The following is a 12,232-nucleotide window of genomic DNA, read 5'->3' as shown; positions in this document are numbered from 1 at the left end:
GCTCACGAACCCCGGTTCGTGAAACGGCCTCGACCGCAATCTCGATCTCGGAAGGCCGGGCCGTCAGGCCGCGTCGGGAGGGCGCACCGCAGCAAGTCGCAGCGGCACGCGCGAGGCGTCATTGTTGAGCTCGACGAGCTGCGCCAACATCCGCATGAAGACCTCGCGATCCGCAGGCAGGAGCGGAGCGAGGATGCGCTCCTGGGCACGCTGCGCCAGCGGCTCGGCATCCCTCAGGACGCGCTCGCCCTTCGGCGAGAGATGCAACACCTTGATGCGCTTGTCGTCCTTGCTGCCCGAGCGCAGGATCAGCTCCTTCGCCTCCATCCGCTCCAGCACATTGCCGAGCGTCGAACGGTCGAAGGCGACCAGCGCCGACAGGCGGGTCGCGTCGATGCCGGGATTCTCGCGCACCGTGACCAAAGCTGCGTACTGGACGGGCGTCAGATCGACCGGCGCGCATTCCTCGAGAAAGATCGAGACGGCAATCTGCTGCGCGCGCCGAATGAGATGGCCAGGTTTGAGATAGATATCATCCATCGACATCGTCGCTTTGCCCTAGTGAAACAGCAGCAGGTCTCGCCGCTCGAATGTCCGCGATCTCAGCCCGCACAGGCGAATATTGCCCGGCCGGATCGCCGGTTTCCGCTATAGATCGTATGCTTTCATTCCGTAAGCGGTCAAACCGACCTCGGCGCCCTGTCTGGAAACTCCAGCCCTCATCCTGAGGAGCCGCGAAGCGGCGCCTCGAAGGATGCTCCAGCGTGCACGGGAGCCTCCTGGAGCATCCTTCGAGACGCCATTCCCAAGGGAATGGCTCCTCAGGATGAGGGCTCGCGCAACGGTCCAAAGCGCCCCCCGTATCTCGGCCATCCCATCGCGCTCCCCCTGCCCTGCCGGGACCGAAGGGCGCGATGCCGATGCCAGCGGCCGGTTGACAGTGAAAAATCTGCGCGTATCCTGTTAATCAGTATACGGACGATCCGTCAGAGATCGAAAGGATGGGAGGATGGCCCAGCGATTTCCGGCTTCGGGAATCCGCGGCGCCGCATGCAGCTTCGCATCCTCATCGATCCCCTCCGATCGTCTGCGCTGGCACGGCGGAGCGACTGCCGTGCCGCTGGCTAAGGCGTTTTCGAGCGACGTGGACACCGGTTCGCGTGAAGAAAACGCGTTAAAACAAAGAGTTATCGATCAAGGCGAGGAGAGACCGACCTATGTGCACCTCGGACCATGGCAACCCCCCCATCGCCGTCGACCTGGCCGACACGGCCACGGCCTCGGTCGCGCCCTCCCCGGAGATCGTCGAGGATCTCGTCGCGGCCAACCACATTCTGTTCGATCAGGGCGTCGTCGATGCGTTCGGCCATATCAGCGTGCGCCATGATGGCCGGCCCGATCGCTTCCTGCTCGCCCGCAACATGGCGCCCAGCCGGGTCGCAGCCGAAGACATCGTCGAATTCACGCTCGATGGCGAGGCCGTGAACGCCGCCGGCCGCAAGGTCTATCTCGAACGCTTCATCCACGCCGAGATCTTCCGCAGGCGTCCCGACGTGATGGCCGTGGTCCACAGCCACTCGCATTCGATCGTGCCGCTCAGCGTTGTCAAGGGCACGAGGCTCAAGGCGATGTTCCATATGGCCGGCTTCGTCGGCCAGGGCGCGCCCGTCTTCGAGATCCGCGAGGCCGGGGGCGACGCGACCGATCTGCTGATCAGCAGCAATCATCTCGGCCGCGCCCTCGCCGAGCATTTTGACGGCCATGACATCGTCTTGATGCGCGGCCATGGCTCGACCGTGGTCGGCAGCTCGATCAAGCAGGCGGTCTACCGGGCCGTCTATGCCGAGCTCAACGCACGCTATCAGCTCCAGGCGATGCAGCTCGGCGAGGTCACCTATCTCACCGAAGGCGAAAGCCGCGCCTGCGTCGCGAGCATAGAAGCGCAGGTCCATCGCCCCTGGGAGATGTGGCTCGAGCAGGCCCGCGCCCGCCGGCGCTGACGGCGTCCGGCCCGACCAAGCGCCTCGATCATTCCGCCTCGTTTGAAGGGGGCCTCCATGCAATTTCATCTCAACGGTTTTCGAACCGGTGATCCCGCCATCTGCGAGCCTGCCAGCGATCGCGCGGCTTCCTCGACAAGTGCTTGCTCGACAAGCGCTTCCTCGACGAACGCTTCCTTGCCGGGTGAGGTCGACGTCCTCATCGTCGGCTGCGGCCCGGCAGGTTTGACGCTGGCTGCGCAATTGGCGGCCTTCCCCGAGATCACGACGCGGATCGTCGAGCAGAAGCCCGGACCTCTGGAACTGGGGCAGGCCGACGGCATCGCCTGCCGCACGATCGAGATGTTCGACGCCTTCGGCTTCTCCGAGCGTGTCCTGAGGGAGAGCTACTGGGTCAACGAAACCGTGTTCTGGAAACCCGACGCAACCCGGCCGGAGCGCATCATCCGCAGCGGCAGGATCCAGGATGTCGAGGATGGGCTCTCCGAATTCCCGCATGTGATCCTGAACCAGGCGCGGGTGCATGATTTCTTCCTCGACGTCATCAGGCGCTCGCCTGGCCGGCTGGAGCCGGATTATTCCCGCCGCCTGCTCGATCTGCAGATCGACTCAGGTCCCACGGCCGATGGCGGCGCTCCATCGCACCGCGTGACCGTGCAGCTGGAGCGGCTCGATCCTGCCCATGAGGGAGAGATCGAGACGGTCAAGGCGCGCTATGTCGTCGGCTGCGACGGCGCGCGCAGCGCCGTGCGCAAGTCGATCGGGCGCAGGCTGGATGGCGATTCCGCCCAGCAGGCCTGGGGCGTCATGGACGTGCTCGCCGTCACCGATTTCCCCGATGTCCGGCTGAAGGCGCTGATTCAGTCCGCCGCCGAAGGCACGATCCTGATCATCCCCCGCGAGGGCGGCTATCTGATCCGGATCTATGTCGAACTCGACAAGCTCAGCGAGAACGAGCGGGTCGCGAGCCGCAATATCGGGGTGGAGCATCTCATCGCCGCGGCGCAGCGGATCCTGCGGCCCTATTCATTCGAGGTGAAAGAGGTCGCCTGGTGGTCGGTCTACGAGATCGGCCAGCGTCTTTGCGACAAGTTCGACGATGTGCCGGAGGGTGAGGTGGAGCAGCGCCTGCCCGCCGTCTTCATCGCCGGCGATGCCTGCCATACCCACAGCCCGAAAGCCGGCCAGGGCATGAACGTTTCGATGCAGGACAGCTTCAACCTGGGCTGGAAGCTGGCCGCGGTCCTGCGCGGGCAATGCTCGCCGGAACTCCTGCACAGCTACTCGGCTGAACGCCAGGCGATCGCCAGGGAGCTGATCGATTTCGATCGCGAATGGGCGAAGATGCTGAGCGCGCCGCTGAAAACCTCCGACACCGGGGACGGTGTCGATCCCAAGGCGGTCGAAGCCTATTTCGTCCGGCATGGCCGCTACACGGCGGGAACCGCGACCCGCTACGCTGCCTCGGCCCTGACCGGCGAGCCGAGCCATGCCGGCCTGGCGGCGGGGTTTCCGATCGGCGCGCGCTTCCATTCCGCGCCGGTGGTGCGCCTTGGCGACGCCAAGCCGGTCGAGCTCGGCCATGCCGCCGAGGCCGATGGCCGCTGGCGCCTCTATGCCTTCGCCGACTCGGCAGATCCGTCCTCGGCAACGTCGCAACTGCGGGCGCTTTGCGAATTCCTGGCGGCCTCGCCTTCATCGCCGATCCGCCGGCATACGCGGCCGGGCGACGATATCGACGCGGTCATCGACCTTCGCGCGATCCTGCAGCAGGCGCATCGCGACGTCGCCGTGGAGACGCTGCCTGGCCTGCTCCTGCCACGCAAGGGCCGCCTCGGCCTGGTCGACTATGAGAAGGTGTTCTGCCGCGATTTTCGCGACGGTCACGACATCTTCGACCTGCGCGGCATCGACCGCGAGCACGGCTGCCTGGTGATCGTCAGGCCAGACCAGTATGTCGCGCATGTCCTGCCGCTGAGCGAATTCCGTGCGCTCGCTGATTTCTTCGCTGGAGTCCTGCTCGACCAGCCGGATTCACGCGGAAAATGCGCCTAGAGCCGTTTCCGATCCATTTGGATCGTTCAGCGGCCGGCCGTCATGGGAAAGGCCGTCCCCAGCGGTCAACCATCCGTGTGCCGTAGCGCGTCGACGATGATCTTGAATGCGGGGAGGCTCTGCCGTCGGCTAGGGTAATAGATGTAATAGCCGGGGAAGCGCGGCGACCATTCGTCGAGCAAGACCACCAGATCGCCGGCGGCGATGTGGCGATCGACGAGATCCTCGGGCAGGTAGGCGATGCCGTAACCGTTCACGACCGCATCGACCATCGCATAGGACGCGTTGAAGGTGAGCTGACCGTCCACCCTGACACGCAATTCCTGGCCGTCCTTTTCGAACTCCCAGGCGTAGAGGCCTCCCGCGCGGGCCTGACGCATGTTGATGCAGTCGTGTCCGATCAAGTCGTGCGGATGCACGGGGCGTGGATGCGTCGCGAGGTAGCTCGGCGAGGCGACGGCGACGAGGCGCCAGTCGGGGCCGATCCGGACCGCGACCATGTCCTTCTCGACGCTTTCTCCAAGCCGGACACCCGCATCGAAGCCATCCTCGACGATGTTGCGCAGGCCGTTGTCGATGCTGAATTCGAGCTTGATGTCCGGATAGGCGCCTAGCACAGGCCGCAGCTTCGGCCAGACGACGCTCTCGAGCCCATGATCCGACAGTGTCAGACGGATAGTGCCCGCCGGCTTGTCGCGATAGGCCATCAGCGCCGCGATCTCTGCCTCAACCTCGGCAACGCGTGGCGCCAGCGACTGCTTCAGGCGCTCACCGGCATCCGTGGGAGCGACGCTGCGCGTCGTCCGCGTCAGCAGGCGGATGCCCATGCGGGTCTCGAGCCGCTTGATGGTATGGCTGAGCGTGGATTGCGTGATGCCGAGCTTGGCCGCGGCCCGTGTGAAGCTGCGTTCCTCCGCCACGGCAAGGAACCATATCAGATCGTTGAAGTCTTCCCTGGCCATCGGCGCGCTCCCCACGCTCAGGCGATTTATGGCCCCCATCAATATATGCAAGTGAATTATCGCCACTAATCGGCGTCCTGGCCCCCCGCTATCTAAAAGCGATCTCAAGAGACGCGATCCGCCTACGGGTCGCGCTTCGCAACCCATGCCCGAGGAGAGCGCCATGGAGCTGAGCATCAACGGGTCGAAGCATCAGGTCGAGGTCGAACCCGACACGCCGCTGCTCTGGGTGCTGCGCGATGAACTCGGGCTGACCGGCACGAAATATGGCTGCGGGCTCGCGCAATGCGGCGCCTGCACGGTGCTGATCGACGGTCAGGCGACGCGGTCCTGCGTCACGCCCGTGGAGAGCGTCGCCGCGGCCCAGATCACGACGATCGAGGCGATCGCCTCCGACGTGGTGGGCCAGAAGGTCGTCGAGGCCTGGGTCACCCATCAGGTTCCGCAATGCGGCTATTGCCAATCCGGCCAGGTGATGGCGGCGACGGCGCTTCTGAAGCAGAGCCCGCAGCCGAGCGACGCTGACATCGCCGGCGCGATGGTCAATCTCTGCCGCTGCGGCACTTACAACGCCATCGCCGCCGCCGTGCGGCATGCGGCGCGCGCCTGAGGAGGCCGGCATGAACGCGATCACTCCGACTTCCGCCATCTCCGCCGAGCGGCCCGAGGCCACCCCCTTGAACCTGTCCCGCCGTGGCTTCGCCGGCGGGGTGGGCGCGCTGGTCCTCGGCATCTCCTTGCCGGGAGGCTCCGCGCGTGCACAGAGCGCCGCTGCGGCTATCGTGCCGGGCACACGCGTGCGCGCCTTTCTCGAAATCAGGCCTGATAGCAGCGTCCTGTTTCGCAGCCCCTTCATCGAGGGCGGACAAGGCATCTTCACCGCCATGGCGCAGATCGTCGGGGAGGAGCTCGATGTCGAGCCCTCGAAATTCATCGTCGAGGGCGCGCCTCCCGGCCGCGATTATCTCCTGATTGGGGGTGGGCGATTTACCGGCGGCAGTATGTCAGTCCGCAGAAGCTACGAGACGATGCGCAAGCTCGGCGCCTCCGCGCGCCAAATGCTGCTCCAGGCCGCCGCGACGCGGCTCGGCGTGCCGGTCTCCTCGCTCTCGACGCAGCCGGGACGGGTCGTCCATGCCGCATCGGGCAGAGCCGTTGCCTATGGCGAGATCGCCGAGGCGGCTGCGGGACTACCGGTGCCGGCCAATGTATCCCTGCGCCGGCCCGCCGATTTCCGCTGGATCGGCAAGCCGGTGCCGCGCCTGGACGTGCGTGACAAGTCCACGGGCAAGATCCGCTATGCGATCGACCTCAAGCTCGAGGGCATGCTGCACGCGGCCGTGCAGCATGCCGAGCGTCTCGGCCTCGAGCCGGGCGCCTTCGCAAATGAGGCCGAGGTGCGCGCGATGCCCGGCGTGCACTCGATCCACCGGCTGCCAGGTGCGGTGGCGGTGCTCGCCACGAGCTGGTGGCGGGCGCGCCGCGCCGTCGAAACCTTGCAGGTGACCTGGACCGAGTCGAGCCCCGACTCCGTCCGCGTCATGCCGGCGGAATTCTCCTCCGAAGCCCATATGGCAAAGCTCAAGGCCATGCCGGGGCAAGGCGTGGCCTTCGAGACGGTGGGCGATGCGACCCATGCCTTCGACCGCGCGCGGACAGTCGTCGAAGCGACCTATGACGCGCCCTATCTGGCGCATGCGCAGCTCGAGCCTCCCTCGGCCTTGGCCCGCTGGAACCAGGACGGCACGCTCGAATTGTGGCTGCCCAACCAGGCGCCGGAGATGTTCCAGGCCGACGCCGCGAAGGTCGCCGGGATCGCGCCCGAGAAAGTGATCATCCATTCGCCGCCCCTCGGGGGCTTCTTCGGCCGGCATTTCCTCTACCAGACCGCCAATCCCTATCCGCAAGCAATCGCGCTGGCCAAGGCGGTGGGTCGTCCGGTCAAGCTGATCTGGAGCCGCGAGGAGGAGTTCCTGCGCGATGCGCTGCGGCCGATGAGCGTCGCCCGCTTCCGGGCCGGTCTCGACGCGGACGGACTGCCGATCGCCCTTCAAGCGGTCACCGTCACCGAGGGCCCCACCGGGCGCTGGTTCGGCCGGCAGCCCGACAAGGTCGACAGTTCCACCGTCGAGGGCATTGCGGGCAAGGTCTATGCGATCCCCAACCGCCGTGTCGGGCAGATCCATGTCGACGATCCCGCGATCCTCGGCTTTTGGCGCTCGGTCGGCCATTCCATGAACGACTTCTTCTACGAGACGTTCTTTGACGAGATGGCCGATGTCGGTCGGCATGATCCCTATGAGCTGCGGCTGCGGCTCCTTGCTGCCAGCCCGCGACACAAGGCGCTGCTCGAGGCTGTAGCCGATCTGGCGGGTGGCTGGCGGCGCGGGCCCTTCGCTGCGGCGGATGGCAGCCAGCGGGCGCGGGGCGTCGCCATGGCATCGCCCTTCGGCAGCGAGGTGGCGACGATCGCCGAGGTCTCGCTGCGCGACGGCGAGGTCGTCGTTCACGATGTCTGGGTCGCGATCGATCCCGGCAGCATCGTCAATCCAGCTGTCATCGAATCGCAGGTCAACTCCGCGGTCGCGCTTGGCCTGTCGTCGGCCCTGCTCGAGGAGGTCGTCTACGAAAAGGGCATGCCGCGGGCCCGCAATTATGACGGCTACCCCATCCTGTCGCCGGACAAGATGCCGAAGGTCCATGTCCGGATCGTCGAGAGCGGCGCGCCGATGGGCGGCATCGGCGAGCCGGGATTGCCCGGAGTGCCTCCCGCCGTCGCGAATGCCGTGTCGGTGCTCGCGGGCAAGCGCATTCGCAGCCTGCCGCTCTCCAGGATCGACCTGAAGGGGTCTCAGGGATGAGGCGCGTTTTTCTCGGTTCGCTGGCGCTCGGGCTCATGGCCTGTGCCGCTCAATCCGCGCAGGCCCAGACCAGCCAGCCGCCTGCCGGGCAAAGGCTGTTCCAGCAACGCTGCGGCGCCTGCCATCAGATCGACACCGCCCGCAACGGCGTCGGCCCGCATCTGCAAGGCATCATCTGGCGCCAGGCCGGTTCCGTTCAGGGCAGCAATGTTTCGACCGGCCTCAAGGAATCCGGGATCACCTGGACCACCGAGAACCTGGACGCGTTCCTCGCCAATCCGGCCTCGCTGGTTCGTGGCACCCGCATGATCCAGCGTTTCGGCAACGCCGAGGAGCGTCGCGCCATCATCGAGTTCCTCGGCTCGCGCTGAAACACATCGCCTGCGATAGCGCCCGCCAGATCGACGATCTGGCCGGCGCTTCGCCATGCCGGGCCGCTACCCGTTCGACGGTCTGCTTCTTCGATACGGCCCGGATTGATGGCTGAGGTCGATAAATGCATTTCGATTATAGCATCTAATCCACCTGACCGTTCGGGCCTATGTCTCCCGAACAAGGCCGGCGCCTCCGAGGCGCCGCGCAGTAAGGCAGCCACATCATGCACGCCACCTTCGAACATACGACACAGGCCAGGCCGGCTGCGGCCTGGGGAGCGGTCGCGGCGATGTCGCTCTGCGTCGCGGTCCTGATCGCCTCCGAATTCATGCCGGTGAGTCTGCTCACGCCGATCGCCGGTGATCTCGGTCTGTCGGAAGGGCAAGCCGGGCAGGCAATCTCGATCTCCGGCCTGTTCGCCGTCGTCACCAGCCTCTTCGTCGCGCAGCTCACCCGCGGCATCGACAGGAGGGTCGTCCTGGCGGCGTTCGCGGGTCTGCTGATCCTGTCCGGCGCGATCGTGACCTTTGCCCCGAGCTATGCCGTTCTGATGATCGGCCGCGCGCTGCTCGGCGTGGCGATCGGCGGTTTCTGGTCGATGTCCACCGCGATCGTCATGCGCCTGCTGCCCGAGGACGCCGTGCCGCGCGGGCTCGCCATGCTGAACGCCGGAAACGCCGTCGCGGCGACGATCGCCGCACCCTTGGGAAGCTTTCTCGGTGATCTCATCGGCTGGCGCGGCGCCTTCTTCTGCGTGGTCCCGCTCGCCCTCGCCGCTCTGGTCTGGCAGTGGTCGAGCATGCCTGCGCTTCCCGCGCGGGGTCGCAAGGCGAGCGGCAGCGTGCTGCTTCTCTTGCGGCGCCCTCAGGTGGCGCTGGGCATGGCGTCGATGTTCCTGTTGTTCATGGGGCAGTTCGCACTGTTCACCTATCTGCGCCCCTTCCTCGAGCAGGTCGCGGGTTATTCTGTCCCCGCCTTGTCCCTGGCGCTGCTGCTGATGGGCCTGGCCGGCGTCGCCGGAACATGGTGCGTCGGGCATCTGCTGCATCGGCCCCTCTATCCGGTGGTCATTGCGATCCCGCTGGTGATGGCCGCTCTCGCGGCGACCCTCATCGCCGTCGCGTCGTTCAAGCTTCCGGTCGCGGTCTTGCTCGTGGCCTGGGGCTTCTTCGGTACGGCTGCGCCGGTGGGATGGGGCACCTGGCTCAGCCGCGTGCTGGCCGACGACGCGGAGGCCGGCGGCGGGTTGCAGGTTGCCGTCATCCAGTTCGCCATCACCATCGGCGCGGCCGGCGGCGGGCTGCTCTTCGACCTGGCGGGCTGGTGGGCCACCTTCGTGCTGGCCGCAGTGCTGCTGCTCGGATCTGCGCTCGCCGCCTGGGCGGCCTCGATCGAGCGGGGGCATGCGAAATGATCACGAAATTCCCGCTTCCGACCCGGCGCGCCGTCATCGCCACCGGCGCAGGCCTGATCGTGCCGTCACTCGCATGGTCGCAATCCGCACGCCGTTCCGCCACAGGCCAGGAGACGCCGCTCATGCAGGAGACGCTGCCGATGAAGGTCAGGTTTGCGTTTGACGGGCAGGAGTTCTCGGCCACGCTCCACGACAACCCATCGGCCCGCGACTTCGCGTCGATGCTGCCGCTCGATCTCAAGATCGACGACTATTCCACCAACGAGAAGATCGCCTATCTCCCGCGCAAACTCACCACCGATGGCAGCGGCCGGTTCGGCAACGAGGCGCCCGGCGACCTTTGCTACTACGTCCCCTGGAGCAACCTCGCCTTCTTCCATGCCGGCTATCGTTACTCCAGCGGGCTGATCCGGCTCGGCCGCCTCGACGCCGGCACGCAACCTTTGCTCAGACGCGGCGTCTTCCCGCTGCGTGCCTCGCGCATCTCCTGACCAAGAAAAGGAACTGATCCATGCTGGCTACTGTCCTGTACGGCCCCGGCGACGTTCGCTTCGAAGACGTCGCCGAACCGAAGATCCTCAAGCCGACCGACGCCGTCATCAAGCTCTCCGCCACCTGCATCTGCGGTTCGGATCTCTGGCCCTATCGTGGGCTTCAGCCGATGGAGGGGCCGGCCCATATGGGCCACGAATATTGCGGCGTCGTGGTGGAAGTCGGCAGTGCGGTCAGGACCGTCCGCCCCGGCCAGTTCGTCGTCGGTTCCTTCTGTCTCTCCGACAACACCTGCCCGCATTGCCGCTTCGGCTTCCAATCCTCCTGCGAGCAGCGCGAGTTCATGCCGGGAGCGCAGGCGCCTTATGCACGCGTGCCGCTGGCCGATGGCACCTTGGTCGCAACCGAAGAGATGCCGCCCGACGATCTCATCCCCAGCCTGCTGGCGACGTCGGACGTGTTGGGCACGGGCTGGTACGCCGCGAATGCGGCCCGGGTTCAGCCCGGCTCGACCGTCGTCGTGGTCGGCGACGGCGCGGTGGGGCTGATGGGCGTCCTTGCGGCCAAGCAGATGGGAGCCGAGCGCATCATCGCGATGAGCCGCCACAAGAGCCGCCAGGATCTCGCGCTCGAATATGGCGCGACTGATATCGTCTCGGAGCGCGACGAGGCCGGAATAGCCCGCATCAAGGAGCTGACGAAGGGCGTGGGCGCCGACTCCGTTCTCGAATGCGTCGGCTCGCAACAGTCGATGCAGCAGGCGCTGCGCTGCACGCGCCCCGGTGGCATGATCGGCTATGTGGGCGTTCCCCACGGGGTCGAGCTCGATGGTCAGGCGCTGTTCTTCTCGCAGACCGGGATGCTCGGCGGCCCCGCTCCGGTGCGCCGCTTCCTTCCAGACCTGATCGATATGGTGCTGGAGCGCAGGATCAACCCTGGCAAGGTCTTCGATCTCGAACTCCCAATCGCCGACGTGGCCGAGGGCTATCGCGCCATGGACGAACGCCGGGCCATCAAGACCTTGCTGCGCGTGTGAGGGCTTGCCGGCCGACGCCGCCGATGGGACCGGGCGGATGCGACCCGCGTCCGGCCCCCCTGTCGTTTGGTGCTCTCAGGCCATCAGCCCAAGCGATTGGGGCGGCCTAATGCCGTTTGCCAGCTGTCGCGAGCGGGACGCTACTTTTTGCCCGCTGTTGAAATATCAGATATCTCATATTAGAAACCACTCGACGGGGCGATCGCGGAGGCCAGCATGGATCACGGCGAGCGCGTCACTCCGGTCCAGCCGATCTTCCTCATCAATCTGCGCGACCATGTTCACGAGAATCTGCGCAAGGCGATCATTGCCGGCCGGCTCGTCGACGAGGAGCGCTTGAACGAGCGCGATCTTGCGCGCGATCTCGGTGTCAGCACCACGCCGCTGAAGGAGGCCTTGCGACAGCTCGAGACTGAGGGCCTGGTGCGGACAGAACCGCGGCGCGGCGTTTTCGTGACCTATGGCCCACAGCAGGCCGAAGAGATGTCGCTCGCCCGCGCCGCACTTGAAAGCATGATCGCGCGCATGGCGGCCAAACGCGCCTCAGTTGCGGATATCGACGTCTTGCGGGCTCAGGTCGCCGATATGGAGACCGCGACGCGAAAAGGCGATGTCGAAAGGCTGATCGAGCTCAACGAGCTCTTCCATGGCCAGATCCATGAGGCCTCGGGCTGCGAGTATCTGCGCCGTCTCCAGAGCCGGCAGCAGATCTACGATCATACGACGCGCGTCGGCCTGCTCCAGGACGCCGATGAGCGCGGCCGCGCCTTCGCCGAGCACCGGGCCATTCTCGAGGCGATAGCGCTGGGAGACCCGGATTCCGCCGAACGGATCATGCGCGATCACATCGTCCGATCCGGACAGCGCCATATCGAGACGGTTTTCGGTCGTGCCCGGCTGGGGGACAGACAATGAGCCTGGGCCGGGCCGGAAGGACGCTTGCCGAAACCTCGGCCTCATCGGCACCGGGCGATGGCGTCAACCGTCAGAACGCATGCAGCGGGCACGGACGTGAATGCCATTCGCCATTGAGGGAA

The 12,232-nt window shown here is 66.1% G+C and carries 11 protein-coding genes; 9 read left to right on the top strand and 2 right to left on the bottom strand.

Annotated elements, in window-relative coordinates; all coding sequences use genetic code 11:
• Window positions 1-63: 63 nt before the first annotated feature.
• Window positions 64-546 (bottom strand): MarR family winged helix-turn-helix transcriptional regulator, encoded by a 483-nt coding sequence (locus ACSQ3P_RS21615; protein ID WP_069690515.1) that lies wholly within the window; start codon window positions 544-546, stop codon window positions 64-66.
• Between the two features lie 671 nt (window positions 547-1,217).
• On the opposite strand from ACSQ3P_RS21615, the gene ACSQ3P_RS21610 reads away from it, so the two are divergent.
• Together ACSQ3P_RS21610 and ACSQ3P_RS21605 are read left to right on the top strand one after the other, a co-directional pair.
• Window positions 1,218-2,000, top strand: coding sequence for a class II aldolase/adducin family protein (locus ACSQ3P_RS21610; protein ID WP_436167541.1), 783 nt, complete (start codon window positions 1,218-1,220; stop codon window positions 1,998-2,000).
• A gap of 57 nt (window positions 2,001-2,057) precedes the next feature.
• Window positions 2,058-4,055 (top strand): FAD-binding monooxygenase, encoded by a 1,998-nt coding sequence (locus tag ACSQ3P_RS21605; protein WP_436167540.1) that lies wholly within the window; start codon window positions 2,058-2,060, stop codon window positions 4,053-4,055.
• Window positions 4,056-4,120: 65 nt separating this feature from the next.
• Here ACSQ3P_RS21605 and ACSQ3P_RS21600 read toward each other — a convergent pair whose 3' ends face one another.
• The gene (locus ACSQ3P_RS21600; RefSeq protein ID WP_436167539.1) at window positions 4,121-5,017 is read right to left on the bottom strand and encodes a LysR family transcriptional regulator; all 897 of its coding nucleotides are present in this window, start codon (window positions 5,015-5,017) and stop codon (window positions 4,121-4,123) included.
• 163 nt (window positions 5,018-5,180) lie between these two features.
• Here ACSQ3P_RS21600 and ACSQ3P_RS21595 point away from each other — a divergent pair, with 163 nt between their 5' ends.
• The 7 genes from ACSQ3P_RS21595 to ACSQ3P_RS21565 all read left to right on the top strand — a co-directional run bounded on the left by ACSQ3P_RS21595 (window position 5,181) and on the right by ACSQ3P_RS21565 (window position 12,110).
• The gene (locus ACSQ3P_RS21595; protein ID WP_436167538.1) at window positions 5,181-5,627 is read left to right on the top strand and encodes a (2Fe-2S)-binding protein; all 447 of its coding nucleotides are present in this window, start codon (window positions 5,181-5,183) and stop codon (window positions 5,625-5,627) included.
• A gap of 10 nt (window positions 5,628-5,637) precedes the next feature.
• Entirely contained in the window at window positions 5,638-7,878 is a 2,241-nt protein-coding gene (locus tag ACSQ3P_RS21590) for a molybdopterin cofactor-binding domain-containing protein (RefSeq protein ID WP_436167537.1), read from the top strand.
• Window positions 7,875-8,249 carry a c-type cytochrome gene (locus ACSQ3P_RS21585; protein WP_436167536.1) on the top strand — a complete coding sequence of 125 codons (375 nt, stop codon included), beginning with the start codon at window positions 7,875-7,877 and terminating at the stop codon, window positions 8,247-8,249. The genes ACSQ3P_RS21590 and ACSQ3P_RS21585 overlap by 4 nt, the downstream gene beginning before the upstream one ends.
• A gap of 227 nt (window positions 8,250-8,476) precedes the next feature.
• Window positions 8,477-9,667, top strand: a complete 1,191-nt coding sequence (locus tag ACSQ3P_RS21580; protein WP_436167535.1) for an MFS transporter — start codon at window positions 8,477-8,479, stop codon at window positions 9,665-9,667.
• Window positions 9,664-10,158 carry a cyclophilin-like fold protein gene (locus tag ACSQ3P_RS21575; RefSeq protein ID WP_436167534.1) on the top strand — a complete coding sequence of 165 codons (495 nt, stop codon included), beginning with the start codon at window positions 9,664-9,666 and terminating at the stop codon, window positions 10,156-10,158. Before ACSQ3P_RS21580 ends, ACSQ3P_RS21575 begins: the two co-directional genes overlap by 4 nt.
• 20 nt (window positions 10,159-10,178) lie before the next feature.
• Window positions 10,179-11,195 carry a zinc-dependent alcohol dehydrogenase family protein gene (locus ACSQ3P_RS21570; RefSeq protein ID WP_436167533.1) on the top strand — a complete coding sequence of 339 codons (1,017 nt, stop codon included), beginning with the start codon at window positions 10,179-10,181 and terminating at the stop codon, window positions 11,193-11,195.
• A gap of 216 nt (window positions 11,196-11,411) precedes the next feature.
• Window positions 11,412-12,110, top strand: coding sequence for a GntR family transcriptional regulator (locus ACSQ3P_RS21565; protein WP_436167532.1), 699 nt, complete (start codon window positions 11,412-11,414; stop codon window positions 12,108-12,110).
• Window positions 12,111-12,232: the final 122 nt, after the last annotated feature.

The organism is Allobosea sp. LjRoot9, assembly GCF_964252745.1.
Lineage (GTDB): Bacteria > Pseudomonadota > Alphaproteobacteria > Rhizobiales > Beijerinckiaceae > Allobosea.
This window is presented reverse-complemented; position numbering and strand designations above follow the sequence as displayed.